General features: G+C 25.5%; 28 protein-coding genes. 23 read left to right on the top strand and 5 right to left on the bottom strand.

The features are described from left to right. Positions 1-214, bottom strand: a 214-nt coding sequence (locus ABDZ60_RS12900; protein WP_343778580.1) for a transposase, incomplete at its 3' end; no start/stop codon positions are given. Between the two features lie 264 nt (positions 215-478). On the opposite strand from ABDZ60_RS12900, the gene ABDZ60_RS12895 reads away from it, so the two are divergent. The 10 genes from ABDZ60_RS12895 to ABDZ60_RS12850 all read left to right on the top strand — a co-directional run bounded on the left by ABDZ60_RS12895 (position 479) and on the right by ABDZ60_RS12850 (position 6,487). Beyond that, positions 479-1,366 (top strand): hypothetical protein, encoded by an 888-nt coding sequence (locus ABDZ60_RS12895; protein ID WP_343778578.1) that lies wholly within the window; start codon positions 479-481, stop codon positions 1,364-1,366. Between the two features lie 96 nt (positions 1,367-1,462). After that, a complete protein-coding gene (locus ABDZ60_RS12890; RefSeq protein WP_343778576.1) occupies positions 1,463-2,041 on the top strand; it encodes a hypothetical protein in 579 nt (192 codons plus the stop codon). A gap of 336 nt (positions 2,042-2,377) precedes the next feature. Further along, a complete protein-coding gene (locus ABDZ60_RS12885; protein ID WP_343778574.1) occupies positions 2,378-2,518 on the top strand; it encodes a hypothetical protein in 141 nt (46 codons plus the stop codon). Then, a complete protein-coding gene (locus tag ABDZ60_RS12880; RefSeq protein WP_343778572.1) occupies positions 2,487-2,768 on the top strand; it encodes a hypothetical protein in 282 nt (93 codons plus the stop codon). Before ABDZ60_RS12885 ends, ABDZ60_RS12880 begins: the two co-directional genes overlap by 32 nt. A gap of 79 nt (positions 2,769-2,847) precedes the next feature. After that, positions 2,848-3,201: a type II toxin-antitoxin system PemK/MazF family toxin gene (locus tag ABDZ60_RS12875; protein WP_047001205.1), complete on the top strand. Its 354-nt coding sequence runs from the start codon at positions 2,848-2,850 to the stop codon at positions 3,199-3,201. 219 nt (positions 3,202-3,420) lie between these two features. Beyond that, positions 3,421-4,029, top strand: a complete 609-nt coding sequence (locus ABDZ60_RS12870; RefSeq protein WP_343778582.1) for a DUF6273 domain-containing protein — start codon at positions 3,421-3,423, stop codon at positions 4,027-4,029. Positions 4,030-4,394: 365 nt separating this feature from the next. Beyond that, on the top strand, positions 4,395-4,652 hold the full coding sequence (locus tag ABDZ60_RS12865) for a DUF1659 domain-containing protein (protein WP_343778569.1): 258 nt from the start codon (positions 4,395-4,397) through the stop codon (positions 4,650-4,652). A 192-nt stretch (positions 4,653-4,844) separates the two neighbouring features. Beyond that, positions 4,845-5,027 (top strand): hypothetical protein, encoded by a 183-nt coding sequence (locus ABDZ60_RS12860; RefSeq protein WP_343778567.1) that lies wholly within the window; start codon positions 4,845-4,847, stop codon positions 5,025-5,027. A gap of 267 nt (positions 5,028-5,294) precedes the next feature. After that, positions 5,295-5,801: a hypothetical protein gene (locus ABDZ60_RS12855; protein ID WP_047001202.1), complete on the top strand. Its 507-nt coding sequence runs from the start codon at positions 5,295-5,297 to the stop codon at positions 5,799-5,801. 275 nt (positions 5,802-6,076) lie between these two features. After that, on the top strand, positions 6,077-6,487 hold the full coding sequence (locus tag ABDZ60_RS12850; RefSeq protein ID WP_343778564.1) for a hypothetical protein: 411 nt from the start codon (positions 6,077-6,079) through the stop codon (positions 6,485-6,487). A 220-nt stretch (positions 6,488-6,707) separates the two neighbouring features. Here ABDZ60_RS12850 and ABDZ60_RS12845 read toward each other — a convergent pair whose 3' ends face one another. Next, complete coding sequence (locus tag ABDZ60_RS12845) at positions 6,708-7,412, bottom strand: ferredoxin reductase domain-containing protein (protein WP_016209095.1); 705 nt, start codon at positions 7,410-7,412, stop codon at positions 6,708-6,710. Between the two features lie 297 nt (positions 7,413-7,709). Here ABDZ60_RS12845 and ABDZ60_RS12840 point away from each other — a divergent pair, with 297 nt between their 5' ends. The 4 genes from ABDZ60_RS12840 to ABDZ60_RS12825 all read left to right on the top strand — a co-directional run bounded on the left by ABDZ60_RS12840 (position 7,710) and on the right by ABDZ60_RS12825 (position 9,314). Beyond that, entirely contained in the window at positions 7,710-8,291 is a 582-nt protein-coding gene (locus ABDZ60_RS12840) for a hypothetical protein (RefSeq protein WP_343778561.1), read from the top strand. A 35-nt stretch (positions 8,292-8,326) separates the two neighbouring features. Next, positions 8,327-8,509, top strand: a complete 183-nt coding sequence (locus ABDZ60_RS12835; RefSeq protein ID WP_343778559.1) for a hypothetical protein — start codon at positions 8,327-8,329, stop codon at positions 8,507-8,509. A gap of 19 nt (positions 8,510-8,528) precedes the next feature. Further along, positions 8,529-9,050 (top strand): hypothetical protein, encoded by a 522-nt coding sequence (locus ABDZ60_RS12830; RefSeq protein WP_343778557.1) that lies wholly within the window; start codon positions 8,529-8,531, stop codon positions 9,048-9,050. Positions 9,051-9,116: 66 nt separating this feature from the next. Continuing rightward, entirely contained in the window at positions 9,117-9,314 is a 198-nt protein-coding gene (locus tag ABDZ60_RS12825; RefSeq protein ID WP_016209097.1) for a hypothetical protein, read from the top strand. A gap of 119 nt (positions 9,315-9,433) precedes the next feature. On the opposite strand, the gene ABDZ60_RS12820 is transcribed toward ABDZ60_RS12825, so the two are convergent. Together ABDZ60_RS12820 and ABDZ60_RS12815 are read right to left on the bottom strand one after the other, a co-directional pair. Beyond that, on the bottom strand, positions 9,434-9,886 hold the full coding sequence (locus ABDZ60_RS12820) for a hypothetical protein (protein ID WP_343778555.1): 453 nt from the start codon (positions 9,884-9,886) through the stop codon (positions 9,434-9,436). A 166-nt stretch (positions 9,887-10,052) separates the two neighbouring features. Further along, positions 10,053-10,442 (bottom strand): PadR family transcriptional regulator, encoded by a 390-nt coding sequence (locus ABDZ60_RS12815; protein ID WP_016209009.1) that lies wholly within the window; start codon positions 10,440-10,442, stop codon positions 10,053-10,055. 158 nt (positions 10,443-10,600) lie between these two features. Here ABDZ60_RS12815 and ABDZ60_RS12810 point away from each other — a divergent pair, with 158 nt between their 5' ends. The 9 genes from ABDZ60_RS12810 to ABDZ60_RS12770 all read left to right on the top strand — a co-directional run bounded on the left by ABDZ60_RS12810 (position 10,601) and on the right by ABDZ60_RS12770 (position 18,699). Further along, positions 10,601-10,816 (top strand): hypothetical protein, encoded by a 216-nt coding sequence (locus ABDZ60_RS12810; RefSeq protein ID WP_083935722.1) that lies wholly within the window; start codon positions 10,601-10,603, stop codon positions 10,814-10,816. 172 nt (positions 10,817-10,988) lie between these two features. After that, positions 10,989-11,885, top strand: a complete 897-nt coding sequence (locus ABDZ60_RS12805) for an HD domain-containing protein (RefSeq protein ID WP_343778552.1) — start codon at positions 10,989-10,991, stop codon at positions 11,883-11,885. 78 nt (positions 11,886-11,963) lie between these two features. After that, entirely contained in the window at positions 11,964-12,293 is a 330-nt protein-coding gene (locus tag ABDZ60_RS12800; protein WP_343778550.1) for a hypothetical protein, read from the top strand. Between the two features lie 73 nt (positions 12,294-12,366). Continuing rightward, the gene (locus tag ABDZ60_RS12795; RefSeq protein ID WP_047000470.1) at positions 12,367-13,299 is read left to right on the top strand and encodes a DUF6414 family protein; all 933 of its coding nucleotides are present in this window, start codon (positions 12,367-12,369) and stop codon (positions 13,297-13,299) included. 173 nt (positions 13,300-13,472) lie between these two features. Beyond that, positions 13,473-14,981 (top strand): DUF1846 domain-containing protein, encoded by a 1,509-nt coding sequence (locus ABDZ60_RS12790; RefSeq protein WP_343778547.1) that lies wholly within the window; start codon positions 13,473-13,475, stop codon positions 14,979-14,981. A 90-nt stretch (positions 14,982-15,071) separates the two neighbouring features. Continuing rightward, positions 15,072-16,736, top strand: coding sequence for a ribonuclease J (locus ABDZ60_RS12785; protein WP_343778545.1), 1,665 nt, complete (start codon positions 15,072-15,074; stop codon positions 16,734-16,736). Positions 16,737-16,844: 108 nt separating this feature from the next. After that, positions 16,845-17,573 carry an HAD-IB family hydrolase gene (locus ABDZ60_RS12780; RefSeq protein WP_343778543.1) on the top strand — a complete coding sequence of 243 codons (729 nt, stop codon included), beginning with the start codon at positions 16,845-16,847 and terminating at the stop codon, positions 17,571-17,573. A gap of 391 nt (positions 17,574-17,964) precedes the next feature. After that, positions 17,965-18,477 carry a hypothetical protein gene (locus ABDZ60_RS12775; protein WP_343778541.1) on the top strand — a complete coding sequence of 171 codons (513 nt, stop codon included), beginning with the start codon at positions 17,965-17,967 and terminating at the stop codon, positions 18,475-18,477. 69 nt (positions 18,478-18,546) lie between these two features. Beyond that, positions 18,547-18,699, top strand: coding sequence for a hypothetical protein (locus ABDZ60_RS12770; protein ID WP_172655002.1), 153 nt, complete (start codon positions 18,547-18,549; stop codon positions 18,697-18,699). A gap of 67 nt (positions 18,700-18,766) precedes the next feature. Here the strand turns inward: ABDZ60_RS12770 and ilvA are convergent, their stop codons facing one another. Beyond that, a complete protein-coding gene (gene ilvA, locus ABDZ60_RS12765) occupies positions 18,767-19,966 on the bottom strand; it encodes a threonine ammonia-lyase (protein ID WP_343778539.1) in 1,200 nt (399 codons plus the stop codon). Positions 19,967-20,056: the final 90 nt, after the last annotated feature.

Below are 20,056 nucleotides of genomic sequence, written 5' to 3'. Positions count from 1 at the left end.
AAATAACTATCAAATAATTATGCATTTTCATGTTGGAACTTTTCAACATTTTGAGGTTGACATTTACATGAAGCATACTATCTGTAACTTTTTCTTCTTTAGCTAGCTGTGTTCTTGATATTTCACCTTCGAAATATCGTTTAACTATTCTTTCCTTCTCCTCAGGAGTCCACCTTTTACTTTTTCCACCTTTAGGCCTTCCTACTTTATTCATAATTACACCTCCGATAATTTAATTATATGCAAAAATAGACATTATAAAAATTTTACTTTTTATAATGTCTATTTTCATTTTACAAGTTCAATTAATCTATTAAGTGGTACCTTTTTTTATACTATTTATTAATAAAAAATGAAAGAGTAAAAATATAAAATTTACAATATACAGCTTGTTTTTATGATAAAATGAATAATATATTTACCATGTTTTACATATAAACAAAACTTAGTTTAACTTAAAAAATGCGGGGGAGAAAATATGTGGTCTGAAAAAAGAGGGTTGGAAAGTAATTTGATTTTTGCTATATTTCCCATAGTGTTAAATGTAGCTACAAACTTTGTATATTTTATGAGGGGAGGCTCTTATGAAACTATAGGGGCTGTAAATAATGTTAATTCTTTTACACTTTTTACTATTTTTATATGCTGCATTCTTAATTTTTTTGAAAAGAGTAGGAATCTTTCAGGTGAAGAGAAGAAAGAGCTTAATAAAAAGATGTATTTTATGAAACTATTAGGTGCACTTTTTATTGGATATATATTATTTACAATTATTATTGTTAGAAATATTAGTATAATTATTTCAGCATTGCTCATGTTTGCTGGATATATAAACTTGTATATGTTCAAAAGTAAGATTAAGTCATCTTATATGCTTTCTGAAACTCAAAGAAATTGGAGAAAGGCTTATAATAAAAATTCTTACGAGGATATTAATTTGTTATGGAAGATTAAGCCAATGATACATCCTCATGTATCAGTAAGTTTTATTGAAAGAATTAAGCATATTGACTGGATTGTACTTATATTTATATTACCATTCTCAGGTAAATTTAGGTTAGAGTATATTCCTGCTATGGTTATTGCTTTTATATTTATTATTTCAGATGTACTATATTTTATAGATGCAATTTTGGGCTTATATACAGAGACAAAAGGAATTTGTACTGGGATCGTAATGAAATTAGGAAGAAGAGGTAGAAGGAACTACTATGAAGTATATGTAACTGATTTTGAAAATAAAAGAGAACTTAAATTTAGGGTGTATGATTATTGTGACTATAATGAAAATGATGTGCTTCAGCTTATTCATGGAGGGCTTTCTAAGAAGGTTATAATAGCAGCAAAAGTAGTAGGTAATTATTAGATAACTTAAAAAACTCATCAAACAAAACAACAAATTTTTTTAGTAATTCATATTAAAAGTGTAATTACAAAATAAGCAGAAGGGAAAAATATTATATTGGAAGAAGTATTAAATAAAGATAACAGCATAGCATTTATCTTGAAATATATTAATTTAGGAACCATTTCATCAGCTGAAGTTCCAAAATATGAAAGAAGTAAAAAGAGAATATTAAATGTAAGCTTAGGAATGATAATAGGAGCTGAAAATATACATTATAATGTTTTATATACAGAAGAAGATATAGTATATAACAGTATTTCGTGGGGAAAAGTTAAATCTGATACAATATATAAAGACAACAATAAAGATTTAAAGAAAGATAGAAAATCAACTATTGCAGAAAAAATAGAATTTATAAGTAATACAATTGAAGAGTTTAATAAATATTATAGCAAGGATACTAATTTTATTATTTTAACTACCTTTGATGAAGACATTAAATTAATTGCTAAGAAAATAGATAGGATAAGCTTTGAAATAGTAGACAAAAATAATTTCAACTATATTATAGAAAATAATGAAATAGACAATGATGTATTTTATAAAAAAGCTAGTGATTTTGATAAAAAGGAATTTAAGTCAATGAAAGATGTTATGAATAAAGTTAATAATATGATTAATTTTGAAAATTAGTATGATTGTTTAAAACAAAATTCATAAGAAATCTATTAAAAACCTCTAATAAATTTAAGTGTTAAATGAATAAGTGAGAAATCTCAAGAAATAATTAGGAATTCTAAGAAATAATTAGAAGAATTAAGATAATTAGATTTAAAATTTTAAAATTTGAATTAGTTGGAGGAAGTCTTGGGTTTCCTCTTTTTTGTTCCTAAAAGATTGTCTGAAACCAGAAATGCTTTATATGCTTTCCTATAGTATACTAAAAATGTGCTCAGGAAAAGTATAAAGTAAATTTAAAAGTACTTTTAATACAGGCACTTTAGATAATAAATGAAAGGAGAATTATAAATGTGTAGAGACGATAGAGATGAAAGATGGAGAGAGCATAGGAATGAAGGAGGAAGTTTGTCTAGAGAAGAGTTTGAATATCAATGTGATATAGAGGATTACGGTATGGATGAAAGTGATAACGATCCTTGGGATGAATAATAGTCTAAAGGAGCGTTGTAAATATGAGGTATATAAGCTAAAGGATGAGTTAGAAAATTTAGTTTATAACATGTTTTTAGACAGAAATAAATTAATCTTAGAAGATCCTGAGATAAGAAAAATTGATAATGATTTAGGTTATATTGCTTTAGATATAACTGGTCAAAAAGATTTTTTAGTATTGAAAGAGTACTTAAAATTGTTATATAAATATAAAAAGTATCTAAAAGATATTTATTTAAAACTATAAGTAAAAGGTATTGTGAAGATGTTTCTTATAATTTAACATCTTCACAACCTATAATATTAAATTGAGAGGAGAAATTAATATGGTAATAAAAAGAGGACAACTAATATGGTGTGATTTTAAAGAAGGTTATGGATGCTGTCAGGGAGGAAAGAGACCAGCTGTAGTGGTACAAAATAATACAGGAAATAAATTTTCAACTACAACTATGGTAATACCCTTAACCAGTAAAGATAAAACTAAATTACCAATACATACTAAGCTAACTAAAGATTATGATGTAGCTTATAAAGGAAATATAATGATGGCAGAGCAGCTAACAGTTATTGATAAATCACAAATCATAGATGTTGGAGATATGTTAAATGAAGAAGATTTAAAAGGATTAGACAGAATTATAATGAAGCAGCTAGGCTTAAAAGCTAAAATTGCATAAAATTAAAGAAGAACAGTACTTGGCTTTATTTAGATAAAGATATTGAAAAATGTAAAAATGAAGCAGACAATTTTTTGAATTTTTTTGAGAAAGAACAAGAAATTATGATGGGAATTTATTGGGGATTAGTTGCGATAATGATGAAAACACCGCCTTTAAATAGGATGAAATAAATCTGATAAATCCACATGTTACAAAGAAGAAGGGAAAGTGCTTATAATGGAAGAGATTAAAATTGGCTCAGTATTATCATTTGGTGATTATAACTGGCGTGTGCTTGATATACAAAACAATACAGCTTTGATTATAACAGAAGAAATTATAGACCAACGACCTTACCATGATGCGTATAAAGATATAACATGGGCTGACTGTACTTTAAGGAAATATCTTAATGGTGAATTTTATGAGAAATTTAATGCAGATGATAAATCAAGAATCATTACGGTAATAAATAAGAATCTTGATAATCAGTGGTATGGGACAAAGGGAGGAGAAGATACTGAAGACAATATCTTTTTATTAAGCCTTGAGGAAGTATGCAAGTATTTTGGTGATAGCACTTCAAAACTGAACAACCCTGGTAAAAATCAAAGATATTGGTTTCAAAGAAAAGATGAAAATAACAGTAACAGATTAGCAAAACTTCATAATAAAGAATGGGCTTGGTGGTGGTGGCTTCGTTCACCTGGCCGTGTTAATGTAAAAGCTGTGTATATCTTTGGTACTGACGGTAATATCGGGATACAAGGAAACAATATATTGAAGGGCAACATTAGTGATGGAAAATGTACAGGTGGAGTTCGTCCTGCTTTATGGATAAAGTAAGGAAAAGCAATTTGTTTTTGGGGCAATTATTATTATAATAAAAAATTTCAAAAGAAGAGTTTAATATAATAAAAACAGAATTTATTAATAATGATTATAATATATTTATAAATAATTGTAAGGATATAACAAGTAATAGTTATCTGGATAAATATAATGAATATAAATATTTTTAATGAATGCTATCGGAACTGAGCTGTTTACAAATGTTATATGATAACAAAAATTATAGGAACCAACTTGGGAAAAATGTTCTCAGGTTGGTGCTTTTTGTGCTTCCAATTAATTAAATCAAAAAATTAAAAATAAAATTTTTATAACCTTCTTTTCTGCATATATGAAGATTGTAAAGAGGAGGTGATAATATGGCAGCAAATTCAGTATTAACGGAAAATGTTATTAAGGTTAGATATCAAATAGGGGATGATTCTAAAGGTAAGGATGTTTTTAAGGAGCAAAACTTTAAAAATATTTCTGCTGATGCAACTGATGATAATTTAGTTCAATTATCTGATGCAGTAGAAAAACTTTTAGACTATAGCGTATCAACTATTAAAAAGCAACAAACCTTTATAGTTTTAATTAAAGCTATTATGAACCATAAATTTTGTGGTAAGCAATAGCTTTTTTTATTTCTATTTTTATTTAGAGAAATAACCTCTTCGTAAACAATAAAATTTTCTATAGTAAAAAGGAAATAAATTCAAGACAAATATGGGAATATATAGTTGGAATGTAGTTTTTAGAGTATAATAGTAGTTATAAATAAAGTGAATAAATGTAATTATAGGAGTTTTAAAGGGGGATATTAGATTGTGATAGAGTTTATTATTATAATACTAATTTTATTAATTATATTTAATGTTGTGTATTACATACCTAATAAGTTAAAGGCGCAAGAAGAGAAAAATGTATTATACTTAAAAGAATTATATATTCGTTTAAATAGACTTGAGAAAAAAATAGATGAGATAAAAGATTTTAAGGAAAATTATTAGTTTTTTATTAACAGCATGATATTTCAATTATTCAATATCTCTTTTGGTCATAATATGTGGAATACGAATAAGTTTATTAAGTCCATAAAAATGCCGTACTATTAAAAATTAATATGCGGTATTTTTAGTGTGTAGTTTAAATACCATACGTGATTTAAATTAAGTAATTGAAACTTTCATTGAAAACTGAATAGTGGAATATTGGAAAAATATGGTATAATTAACTTGTAAGTGTAATATATTACAAAATTATAAGGGGGAGAAATCTTGAAGAATAAAAAACTTAGATATTTAGTTTTGCTAGCATTTTTAATTTTAACTCTTGTTTCCTGCTCCAACAACCCAATAAAACATACTACCTATGAAGGTTCATTTTCAAAATTAAAAGCAGAGACTATTGCTGTGGATATAGAAACTAAGTCAAGTCAGGGATTTTATGCTTCTCTTGATTTTAACTTAACTGAAGGGCAAGTTGATTGGGAAATTATAAACCCTGAAAATGAATCAGTTTTTAAAGGATATGTAGTTTATGAAGATGGAAAGATATATCGTGAATTAACTTATCCATTAGATTATTTAGGTGGAACTCTTAACCTAAAAGAAGAAGTAAAAGATGAAACTGACAAAAATGGAAATATAATACATATTCCGAATTTTAATTATCTTCAATTTGAAGCTGGAAGCCAAACTGGTGTATATAAACTTAATTTACAGCCAATAAATGCAGATGGGAGTTATGAAATAATTTGGAGTAATAAACTGCCAAGAAAATAATAATTGGACAAGTGGATTTAATTTTACAATCTTAATAAGTGATGAATTATCGTAAAATTAATATTATGTTAATGAACAATCTTTTTAAAATATGCAGAAAAAAGGTTAGATAATTATATTTTTAGTATTAAAAATTATTATTTATTAATACTAACTTATATATTTGCTCATAATATAGTTTAATAGAAGTTTAAATTTAAAAAAGAATTTATTAGTAAAATATGTTATGATAAATAGAAATATTAAGATTATAAGAATAAAAAGAGGTGTATATCTTGAAAAAGAAATCTAAAATGACTATTTTAATATCAATTGTGGCAGTTTTATTCATAATCATTCTTATATACAAAGCTACTAGCCCTGAAAAAGCAGTAGGAGAATATAATAAAAGGATAGGTAGCGAAATATTTCAAGAAAATGAAGCTTATGATATTGGATTAGCCGAAAGTGGAATGCCTGTTTTTAAAGATGCTAATAAAGCATTTAAACAAGCAAAGATTGATTTTGCCTATGGATTTGATTTTATAAAAGATGAATTTAATCTTAATAAAGTAAATAGATTTTATTGGAAACCGTATAAAACCTACGGATGGCAAGTGACTACAGAAGATGATGAATTGAAAAAACAATGTCTTGATATAAGTGTATTTTTTGATATATATGAAAATAGTTTTGGAATAGAGTAAATTTTTTTATCTGTTATATTTTATTAAAAAGCAGTTCACAAGGCACAGTGCACAGTTATGGAAATAATTTAGCTCTGCCGAATTAAGGAATCATTATATCAACGATCAAATAGCTGATATAACTTAAAATTGATAGTTTCATCTAAACTGTAAACTATATAAATCTATTACGAATTAAAGCCCAGTGATTTTAAATCACTGGGCTTTAAAATAATCAATTTTAAGCTCCAAAAAGTTGATTTAAAACTTCATCTTTTTGATCTATGACAATATCTGAGATATTCACATTCTTAGTCTTTAGGCTTTGGATAGTATCTTTAAGAAAATCATAACTTCCAACTATATAATAAATAGGGTTTTGTAATTGTGATAATTGTTCTAAATTTTCATAAAATGATTTCCTAGAATTTAACCAATAATTTTTATATGTTTCATTAGAAAGATTATCAAGTTCATTCTTAAAAATAAAATCATTTGATGAATCTACATTTACATTAATTAAATAAGGAATATTAGAGTTATCTTCTATAAAATTAAGAATAATTGGTCTCATTGCAGCTATTCCTACTCCCATTGATAGTAGAATTACAGGTCTGTTGCAACGTCTTAAAGCTAATTTTGATCCTAATTTAAACATTACAATTTCATCATTAACATTTAGGTTAGATAATTTGCTTTTAAATTCAGAACAGATTCTAGGCACTCTTGTTGTAAACCCAACTTTGTTTTCAGTTGGCAAAGTCATTATAGACATGTGTCTCACTAAACTTTTATTAGGCTTTTCACCTTCATCAAATCCAATAATTCCTATATGGGTATGAGATCCAGCCTCCCATGTTAAATCTTTTGGTTTTTCAAAATAGTATGTTTTTGTTCCTTTTGCTTCATTAATAATATCTATAATTTTCAATCTATATTTTATCATATTTATCTCTCCTTGATAATCATTATCAATTACAGGATATCACCAATAATTTCTAATGTCAAATAAATTTATTTTTATAGCTAAAATAATATACTCGTAAATAAGTATAAATATATAAAATAGACGATAAGTTAGATATTTATATAAGTAGAATAATATAAATATAAATGATAAAATAATATATATGTTTCAATTAATAATCTACATCATTATAGTCTTATAAAATTAAAAGTTAATAGACTTATTTAAGTAAAATAGCAAAATTGAAAGCATATAAATTTTAAATAAGGAGTTAGTATGTTAAATTTTGATTTAATGGATATATTTAATGGCTTTATAAAAAATTATATAAACTTTGGGTTAAATAAAGAAAGTGATAAATTTGAAGTTGTAAAAAGGGAAAATAAATATTTTATAATGTTAGGACAATTATTAGGTTATTCAGTTATATCTAAAGTAATAAAAGAAAATCAACCAAAACATTTAAATAATGTAGAAATAGAATGGAAGAATGATGATTTTAATAAATTATCAGATAATATAAATGAATTACAACTTTTTAGAGAATTTGATTTAATTAATGATTTATTATCAGTACAAAACTTATTAGAAAAAATAAAAGAAGATCCAAACAAAATGTATATACAAATTTTAGAAACCTCTTCTAGCACAAGGATAGATTACCTTAATAATATAGTTAATACATCTCAGTTAAAAATAGAAAAAGATATCTTATTAATTTATATAATTAGGGATATACTAAATAATACAAATTACTATAGCGCATATTTATTTGAAAAAGGAAAGATGAGTAAAAGCAAAATAGGAATTTGTTATTATGATGCTATTGGAGATATGAAAGCGAAATTTAAAAGTTAATTTTATCTCCTTATAGCAATATAAGGAGTAATGATATGGATATAGAAAAAAGTAAAATATTAGAAGTATGGAATTCTAATCATAATAAGGTTGTAAAGTATAAGCAAGTAATAAAAAACAATACTTTAAATGAAGTAACTGAAATTGAAACTGAAAATCTTAATGAATTAATTAGTGAAGTTAGAAAGCAACTTTATGAATGGAATGGAATAAAATAACTTTAAAATAGGGGGAAGTATGGGAGTTAAGTCATTAAAGAATGAAGAAGCTGAAAAAATGATAAAGATAAGATTTTGTAATGTTTTAGAGGGATTTAATAAATATAAATATGTTGAGCTTTTTCCTAAAGAAGATAAAGAGATTAAAATAGTAGAAGAAGATTTCATAAATACTTTAGAAGAATTTTTTGACTTAAATTCTAATGAAGATAAACTAATAATAGATTTTTATAAAAATAAATTGGATCATGATAGTATTAAGTTTATTTATGATAATATAGATTCTCAAGAAAGAAAACTATTTAATGATATCTTAAATGAAGGAAGTAGTAATAGTATATTTTTTGAAATAAGAGATAAAAAATATATTAAGCTTTTAACTAAATTATGTACAAGAGAATTATTTTTTATAACCTTTTATTTTACAAAAGGGCCAATATTGGTATGGGGAAATTATAATTTTAAATTTCCTATATTTTATAATGATGAAAAGAACATAAAAGAGTATATAGATATTGCAAAATCTAATAATTTATTTTAAACAATAGTTATATGCTTATACTATATTAATATATATATACTAATATAGTATAAGTGAGGAATTACAATGAATAGCTTTAAAAATTTAATAAACAAGATAACAAGAGAAGAAATGGAAAATGAAATTTCTAATGAAGTAATTTTTAAATGTAGATATTGTAATAATGTAACTAATTCTAAAGAGGCCTATATAGATAAAGAAGAGTTAAATGTTTTTTGTTCAAAATATTGTTTTATAGAATATTTAAAATCAAAATACTTTTAAGCTTATTAAAAGTAAATTTATTTTATATTTTATTTGTTCTAATTTTTAAATGGATATATGTAAGTTTGAGATACTATTAACTTAGTAATAGAACAAACAAATTTACATATATCCATTTTTTAAAATGAAATATTTTCTTTAACATTGTCTTGATTTGGAAAAATAAATATAGTAGATAATCTAAGCTCACCATTTTCAGATATTCTAATAAACCATCTATGATTATTTTTTGATGAGTTATTACTTATATAAGTTTTAGATTTACAAGTGAATTTAGGATATATTATATATGATGAATTATTTAATTCAGCTCTTATAAGAATAATGTATTCATAATCTGTGCATAAATGTTTTATGCTATCTAAATTAACATTTATTTCAGCATTTTTTATAAAGGATAAACATTTAAAGACTTCTCGAGTTTTTATATTTTTAATAAATACAGATACTTTATTATAAATTGAAAAATTAATATCACTAAATTCTAAAATTAAAGTATTTTGATTTAATTCCCCAAAATTCAAATTTTTATTTAAATAAATAAAATTATTAATAACTTTATTTTCTTTCATTATAATCCTCCATAGAAATAATATATTAATTATACTATTTCTTATTAAAGAAATAGTTACACAATAATTTATAAATATAAAGTTTACAACAAAATTTTATATTTATAGATATTCCTATGATTAAATTTATATTATTTAATAAATATATTTTACAAATTTGTGTATCTTATTTCATAAGCATATCTATCATAATATCTAAAGTGGCTTTAGTTTTATTTAGATTATTAATATAATCTGCTATATGATATTTATAATATTCAACGCCGCTATCTGTAATAGAATATATTTTTTTACTTCTTTTATTTAAAAATTCATCACCTGTCCAAGAGCTTTTTACATATCCCTTCATTTCTAAATCATAGAGAGTTTCGTATATTGTACTAGAAGAAACCGGAAAAGGGAGAGAAGTCTCTGAAAATCTATTTCTAAATTCTTCAAGAACCTTATTACCAAATATAGTATTTCCTTTTGATAATTCTTTTAATATGTAAAAACTATAAAGCATTTTTGTGTTTACAACATTTCTTGGAGCCACCAATCTATTTCTCTTTTCCATATAAACACCTCCTTAATAATAGTTTATCATAAGAAATAGAAAAAGTACATTTAAATAATATACTCGTAAATGATTATTAAAATATAAAAAATATTACAGAACATAAACAATATGTAATGAATACAATGTACTATACGAAAGAGTAGGAGTTGATAAACATGTCAAGAAGATCTTGTTATAGTAGAAATAACTGTTGTGGTGGTGGCTACAGAGGTGGCTGCTGCGGTAACTACTCTAATTGTGGCTGTGGCTGCGGAGGCTTCGGTGGAGGCTGTGGAGGATGCGGCTGTGGAGGCTTCGGTGGAGGATTTGGCGGATGTGGCTGCGGATGTTCACCATTAATATGGTTATTATTACTAGGTTTTTGTTGGTAGTAAAATAATAATAAAAGGGTGCTTTGGCATCCTTTTATTACTTTATAGAATTTTTTATTTTATATTTCCATAAACACTAAAAATTAAAGCATATGAGTTTAGTAAAATAGAATTTTTATAAAAATATAGTTAATAATAATTTATAAACAAGCATTAAATAGAGGTGATACATATGAAAAAGATATATTTAAAAGATATTAAAATGCATCAAAATATTGAAAGTACTTTTATAGTAATAAAAATAATATCTTATGAAGTTGATAATTTTATTGCAATTATTGGAGATAATTCTGGAGAAATAAAAGCTTATATAAAAAATATAAATGCATCAATAAATATAGGAGATGTTATATTAGTAAAAGGGAAATTAGCTCCAAAGTTTAAAGTTAATTTTATAAAAAAAGTTTTAGAAATAGATATTTTAGATTATTTACCATCAGTGAAAAGACCTATTAATGAAATAATGGATGAATTAAATAAAATAAGCAAAATTGAATTTAAAAGCTTAGAAGCAAAAACAATTGATGAATATTTTTTTGGCAGCTCAGAATTTTTAAATAAGTTTGAAAAAGCAATTGGAGGAGTGTTTAACCATCATAATTACATCGGGGGATTAGCAGAGCATACACTAGCAGTAACTTCACTTGCACGTGAATTTGCTTATAGATATAATTGCAGAAATAAAGAAATTGCAATATTAGGAGCAAAGTTACATGATATAGGAAAAATAAGAGAAATGAATTATGATAAACCCTTTAGTTATACCTTAGAAGGAGAGCTAGAAGGCCATATAGTTATAGGGTTAAGTATGTTAGATGAAGCCTTTAATAGTAATAAAGAAATATACTCTAGTGATTTTATAAATAGATTGAAGGCAATAGTAGTTCAACATCATGGAAAGCAAGAGTTTGGATCACCAAAGGAGCCTAATACCATGGAAGCATATATAGTTCATTATGCAGATTATGTTGATGCAACTCTAAATAAAATAAATATAATATGCGAAGATTTAGAAAGTGGAAGTTGGAGTGACTTTGACAAAAGAATAAATGGAAGAATATATATATAAATATATAATAAAGACTTAGATAAAATTTTATGATAAAAATAATATTCTAATATGGTACAATATATTAGGGGTGAAATTATGCTTGAAAACAGATGTTTTTGTGAAAAATGCAATAAAATTCAAAATATTAAAATTGATAGTTGTACAGAAATTAAAGAGTTTAACATAGGAAAAGTAGCTTATAATAAGTTGTATGGAAAATGCTCAGTATGTAATAATGAAGTATATTCATCAGAGTTATCAAAAAAGAATAAAAAGGAAATAAATAAGAAAATAAAAGAACTAGAGGATGAAGTAACTATATTAAAAATAATAGAAAGTAATAAAAAAGGTACTCTTGTATTAAGAGAAGATGAAAAAGATATACTAAATGAAATAAAAAGTATTTTATCAAAAAATAAAAAATAATATTTAAGTTATTAAATATTTACTAGTCTAATATAATATGGTGTAAAAGTATAATAATCTTAGGAGGACACTGATGTTAGACTTATTGGTATATTTAGATGAAGCTCTAATAAAAAATTTAAATTCAGTAATATTAAATGGATATATAGATATAAGAACATATAGGAGAATTAAAGATAGAACTATTGGAGGAAATATTAAGATAGGTGACAGGGAATCAAATGGCTCTGATTTTGGAAGTAAAAAAGATAAGATAGAGGGTTATAAAACCAAACAAGAAAGATGTGATGATCATTATGAAAATGGGAGTGATAGGAGTTTAGGTTTTGAAGGCCGTGATTTTGATAGAAATGAACAAGAAATTAAAAAAATTAGTACCATCTTTACTCTTCATGGTAGTTTATTAAATAGGATGTATGATAATAAAAACGTAAAAAAAATAAGCTATAAAGATATGGAAAGTGGAAATATTAAGGAAGGGGAATATGTAGAAGTTGATGGGTTTTTGAAAGAAACATCACTCCCTTTTTATATAGATACCTTGATTTATATCATAAACTGCTATGGGGCAGATTTTTTAAACACTTTATTAGAAAAAAAGAACTTGAAAAACTTAAATTTTAATATAATATGTAAGTTATTAGAAAGATTAAGAATGTCTATAACTTCAAGAGGAAGTCATGATCTCCTAATGCAAAATGAAGACATATCATTACTTTTAACAATAAATGAAAATAACTTTTTAAGTAATCATGCACATATGTTTAATTTGGTTCATTGTTCTTGCAAAGTATTCGGGAAGGTAATGATGATAAAAGAAGATGAAAATAAATGTATAAGCTTATTACGAAAGACTTCACAAGAAGAATATTATCAACAAGTAATAGATTCAATAGATCCATATTTAGAGGTATTAAAAGAAAATAATATAATTCTTCCTAAAAAACCAGAATGTAATATAAAAGGAAAAGTGATAATGATTTTACCAATAAGCATATGCATATAATAAAATAAGCATATGCTTTTTATATAATTCATTATAAAATATATAACTATAATTTTTAATAAAAAAGATTAACATATACTTTTAATATAACTTATTATAGAAAGATAAAAATTTTTAATGTATAATTAGTTTTTAGTGAAGAACATAAAGAATAAAAGAAGAGAGGCAATAAAATGAAAATAGGATTTGACCATAAAAAATATCTTGAAGAACAATCTAAATATATACTAGAAAGAGTTAATAATTATGATAAATTATATTTAGAATTTGGTGGAAAACTTATGTTTGATTTACATGCAAAAAGAGTTTTGCCGGGATTTGATGAAAATGCTAAAATAAAGCTTCTTCAAAAGTTAAAAGAAAAAGTTGAAGTTGTTATTTGTGTTTATGCAGGAGATATAGAAAGAAATAAAATAAGAGGAGATTTTGGTATTACATATGATTTAGAAGTATTAAGATTAATAGATGATTTAAGAACATATGAACTTGATGTAAATAGTGTAGTTATAACAAGATACGATGGACAACCAGCTACTACTGTTTTTATAAATAAGCTAGAAAGAAGAGGAATAAAAGTTTATAAGCATGAGGCTACAAAGGGATACCCAACTGATGTTGATACTATAGTAAGTGAAGAAGGATATGGAAAAAATCCATATATAGAAACAACTAAGCCTATAGTAGTTGTTACTGCCCCAGGCCCAGGAAGTGGTAAGCTTGCAACTTGTTTAAGTCAATTATATCACGAAAATAAAAGAGGAAATGTTGTTGGATACTCTAAATTTGAAACTTTCCCAGTTTGGAATGTTCCATTAAAACACCCCTTAAACATAGCCTATGAAGCTGCTACTGTTGATTTGAAAGATGTAAATATGATAGATTCATTTCACGTTGATGCTTATAATAAGTTAGCTGTAAATTATAATAGAGACATAGAAAGTTTTCCGGTATTAAAAAGAATAATTGAGAAAATTACTGGAGAGGAATCAGTATATAAATCTCCTACGGATATGGGAGTAAATAGAGTTGGTTATGGAATTATAGATGATGAAGTAATAAAAGAAGCTTCTAAGCAAGAAATAATAAGAAGATATTTTAAAACTACTTGTGAATATAAAAAAGGATATATAGATAAAGAAACATCAGATAGAGCTAAGTTGATTATGGAAGAACTAAGCTTAAAGGAAACTGACAGAAATGTTGTAATTCCAGCAAGAGATTATTTAGCTAAACAAAGAAAGCTGCAAGGGAAAAATGATGGGATCTCATCAGTTGCATTAGAACTTGAAGATGGAAATATAATAACAGGAAAGAGCTCGGAGTTAATGGATGCATCTGCAGCTGTAATATTAAATTCAATAAAGCATCTTGCAAATATATCAGATGAAATTCATCTTATTTCACCTGTAATATTAGAACCAATAAAAAATTTAAAATTAAAAACTTTAGGAATAAAAAATACAGTTTTAAATTGTGAAGAAATATTAATAGCCTTAAGCATATGTGCAGCAACTAATCCTACAGCACAAGTTGCCCTTGAAAAACTGACTATGTTAAAGGGATGCCAAGCACACTCTACAACTATTATACCAACTAATGATGAACAAACCTTCAGAAGGCTTGGAATAGATATAACTTGTGATGCTGAATATCAAAGTGAAAATTTATATTATAATAATTAGTAATAAAAACCATCTTTTAAAGGATGGTTTTTATTATTTAAATTAAAAATTTAGGGAATACTATTTTTAATAGATTAGGAGGGTTTTTCAATGAATAATGATTTATCTGTTAAAATTATTCCTTTAGGTGGAGTAGGAGAAATAGGAAAAAATATTACAGCAATAGAAGCTGGTGAAGAAATAATAGTAGTTGATTGTGGAGTTGCATTTCCAGATGAAGAAATGTATGGAGTAGATTTAATAATTCCAGACATAACATATTTAATTCAAAACAAAGATAAGGTAAAGGGATTTTTTATTACACATGCTCATGAAGATCATATTGGATCAATTCCATATATATTAAAACAGTTAAATGTACCCATATATGGAACAAGATTGGCCTTAGCTATTATTGAAAATAAATTAAGAGAGCATAACTTAATAGAAACCAGTAATTTAATTAGTGTAAATCCAGGAGAAAATGTTGATTTAGAAAATATAAGCATTGAGTTTATCCAAAGTACACATAGTATAGCAGAATCTTGCTGTTTAGCTATAAAAACTTCACTTGGAGTTATATTTCATACTGGTGATTTTAAAATAGATTTAACACCTATAGATGAAAAAGTCATAGATATAAATAGAATTTCAAGTATAGGAAAAGAGGGCGTTATTTTATTAATGGCCGACAGTACTAATGTTGAAAGATCAGGATATACAATGTCAGAAAAATCAATAGGAAACACATTCAGAAGAATCTTTAGAAGTGCAAAGGGGAGAATAATTGTAGCGACATTTGCATCTAATATACATAGAATGCAGCAAATAATAGATGCGTCAATAGAAAATAATAGAAGAGTTTCTTTTTCAGGTCGAAGCATGGAAAATATTTCGAAATCAGCAAAAGAACTTGGATATCTTCATATTCCAGATGATATGTTAGTAGAAATAGACGATATAAAAAATTATTCAAATGAAAATATAACAATTATTACAACAGGAAGTCAAGGTGAACCTATGGCAGCCTTAGCAAGAATAGCTTTTGGAAACCACAGAAAAATAAAAATAGAAAGAGATGATTTATTTATAATCTCAGCATCCCCAATACCAGGTAATGATAAACTAATTTCAAAAGTAATAAATCAGTTATTTAAAAAAGGTGCGGATGTTATTTATGAAGATTTAGAAGAAGTCCATGTATCAGGGCATGCCTATAGAGAAGAGTTAAAATTGATGCACACACTTATAAAGCCAAAATACTTTATGCCTGTTCATGGAGAATATAGACATCTAAAACATCATAAAGATTTAGCAATTAGTCTTGGTATGGAATCTAAGGATATATTCATATTAGAAGTTGGAAACGTACTAGAGATAAAGCAAGAATCTGCTAAAATATGTGGCAAAGTAACTAGTGGAACTGTTTTGGTAGATGGATTAGGAGTAGGAGATGTAGGAAGTCTTGTTTTAAGAGATAGAAAGCATTTAGCACAAGATGGATTAGTAAATATTGTTGTAACAATAGAAAAAGAAAGTTATAGTATAATTGCAGGACCAGATATAATAACAAGAGGCTTTGTATATGTGAAAGAATCAGAAGAGCTAATTAAAGAGTTAAAACAAATTGCAACAGAAGAACTTCAAAATTGTTTAGATGATAAAATTATAGAGTGGTACTTAATTAAAACAAATGTTAAAAAAGCTTTAGAAAGATATATTTATGATAAAACTAAAAGAAGGCCTACGATAATCCCTATAATTATGGAAATTTAATATAAGATAAAAATCTACAATAATAAGTTATTTTAATATAATATTATTGTAGATTTTTAATTGAATCATATATATAATAGATATTAAAAAGTAAATAGGAGGGGTTTTATGAAAAACGTAGCAGCATTTTTTGATATTGATGGGACTATATACAGAGAAGGTTTAATTACAGAAGTATTTAAAAAAATAATAAAATATGAACTAGTCAGCGAAAATAAATGGTATAAAGACGTAAGACCTTCATACATAAAATGGGATAAAAGACAAGGTGATTACGATACCTATCTACTAAAAATGGTAGATGTTTATGTTGAAGCAATAAAAGGAATAGATAAGTATCATATAGATTATATAGCGAAAAAAGTTATAGAACAAAAGGGAGATAGAGTGTACACTTTTAGTAGAGAAAGAATAAAGTGGCACAAAGATCAAGGACATATAGTAATTGCAATATCAGGCTCTCCAAGTGAATTAGTAAAAGAAATGTCTATGAAGTATAATATGGATGATTATAAAGGAACAGTTTATGAACTAGATAATAATAATAAGTATAGCGGTGATGTAATTCCTATGTGGGATCATGAAAGCAAATTGAATTCAATTAATGAATTTCAACAAAAATATAATATTGATTTAAGCAAAAGCTATGCCTATGGAGACACATCTGGAGATATAAGTATGTTCAAATCAGTAGGTATACCATATGCAATAAATCCAACAAAAGAACTTTTAAGCAAAGTTATGGAAGATGAAGAAATAAAAGAAAAGATAAAAATAATTGTAGAACGTAAGGATGTAACTTATAATTTAGATATAAATTGCATAAACGTTTTATAAATTGTAAAGCAATTTCTTTTAGTTCACAGTGTACAATTCACAGTTTTTGGAATAAAGTAACAGGGCACAGATAACAGGTTATGATATAAATTGCAAAGCAATTTATAAATGAAAGCATGAAAAAATTTAGGTTGTTTTGCTGCACAAAACTTAAACTATATAATGTGTACGGCATTAAATACTTAGTGAAGTTGAGTGTAGCGATAACTGAACTTAGTATGAAAGCCTATCTACTGAAGCTCACCTTGAAGTGGATGTTTCTTAATTTTTAATTATAGGTTACATTTAGTACTTGTTACCTGATACCTGTTCTCTGATACCTAAAAAAATAAAAACAACTGTGCCTTGTGAACTGAAAAATGCTTCGCAAAATATAACAAAGGGGAGTACCATGATAACTATTAATAATAAACTTATAGAAGAAAAGCTAAAGCAGCTAAAAAAGGCTATTGAAATAGCAGGGGGAAAAGAATTTTTAAAAAGTATAAGAAGTGATGATGAATTGGCACTTTTTATACTGCAAAGTGCTTTTCAAAATGAATATTCATGTATAGAAATTTTAGAAAAAAGATATTCTATTTCGGAATTACTAAAATTAAAATTAGAATATGAAAAAAGCTATATAAAAGATAAGAAAAAATATGTTCAAAAAATAGCTTTTAAAATTAAAGAATATAATACTTATTTAGATTCCTTAATTAGAAAATATAGAAAAAATGGTGGTATAAAAGAATTTAGAAGTATTAAAAATGAAATAGAACTTAGATATGAAATAGATATAAATAATTTTATATTATCTAGTATAATTAAAATTAATAATGATATAAATAATGATTATTATGGTGAATATTTAAATTCTAAAAAGGAAGATTTTATAAATGCTATAGTAACTAGTATAGTTTAAATTTTATAATAAAATTGACTCTTAAGGGTAAACTATAAGTGTAAAGTATAACCTTAGGAGGGATTAAGGATGAATAAACTAATGAAAAAGATGAAAAGAAATTTTAAAAGAAAAAGAATGAAAAGTAATTTAGTGATGGAGATGGCAGAAGATTTTATGGATGTTGTTCAAAATGCTAAATTATATAAGAAAATGAAAAAAGCTAAAAGAAAATTTAAATAATCAAATAAAAAACAACTTAAGAAATAAAGCATAGCTGTATCTTAAGTTGTTTTTATTTATACGTTTATTAATACATTTGATTTATTTTAAAGCCCATATTTGTAAAAGATTCTTTAATTAAATTTATATGATCAATACCATTAGTTTCAACAGTAACTTCTAACAAGACATTCTTTAATCTATTTGAGGCTTTAAATTGGTTATGCTCAAGCTGAACTACATTTGCATTAAGTTCTGAAAGAATTTTAGATATTTCAAGTAATTGTCCAGGGGTATCGGGAAGCTCTATAGAAAAACAAAATAATCTACCTCTTTCAACTAATCCGTCATTAATTAAAGAAGAGATAGTAATCATATCTATATTTCCACCACTAATTATAGGAACAATCTTTTTATCTTTCATATTAAGTTTTTTTAATGCAGCGAGAGAAGCAACTCCAGAAGCTTCTGCAAGTAACTTATGTTTTTCACATAATATTAAAAATGCTTCAGCAATTTCTTTGTCAGAAACAGTAATTATATCATCAACATATTCTTGAATTATTTTATAAGTTAAATCTCCTGGATTTTTAACAGCTATACCATCAGCAATAGTATTAACTGAATTTAATGAAACTAAAGTTCCATTTTTAAAACTTTGTTCCATAGCATTTGCACCTTCAGCTTGAACTCCTATTATCTTTATTTTGGGATTAATTTCCTTTGCAGCTAATGAAATACCGCTTATTAATCCGCCACCACCAATTGGGCATAAGATTACATCTACATCTTGTATTTCTTCTAAAATTTCTAAAGCAATGGTACCTTGTCCATAAATTACATTTATATCATTAAAAGGATGTATAAATACTGAGTTATTATTTTCTTCAATACTTTTAGCCTTTAAAAAGGCATCATCATAGCAATTACCATATAATATAACCTCACCACCAAAGTCTTTAGTAGATTGTATTTTAAGATAAGGAGTAGTCCTTGGCATAACTATTGTTGATTTAACTCCTAATAATTCAGCAGCATAAGCAACTCCTTGAGCATGATTTCCAGCTGAAGAACAAACAACTCCTTTAGACTTTTCATCATCACTTAATGAGCGTATCTTATTAAGAGCCCCTCGTATTTTATAAGCGCCAGTAACTTGTAAGTTCTCACATTTCATATAAACTGAACAATTTGAAAGTTTTGAAAAAGTTGGGCTGTATAAAATAGGAGTTTTATTAATTACATCTTTAATTTTTTCTCTTGTTTCCTCAATTTTTTTTAAATGCATAAGCTTCCACCTCAAGTAATTTTTGTAATAAAATTATTATAGCACTACTTTACAAATATATGAAGAATTTAAATTTATTTAAAAGTATAT

Source organism: Clostridium sartagoforme (assembly GCF_039521405.1).
In the GTDB taxonomy this organism is placed as follows: Bacteria; Bacillota; Clostridia; order Clostridiales; family Clostridiaceae; genus Clostridium; species Clostridium sartagoforme.
This window is presented reverse-complemented; position numbering and strand designations above follow the sequence as displayed.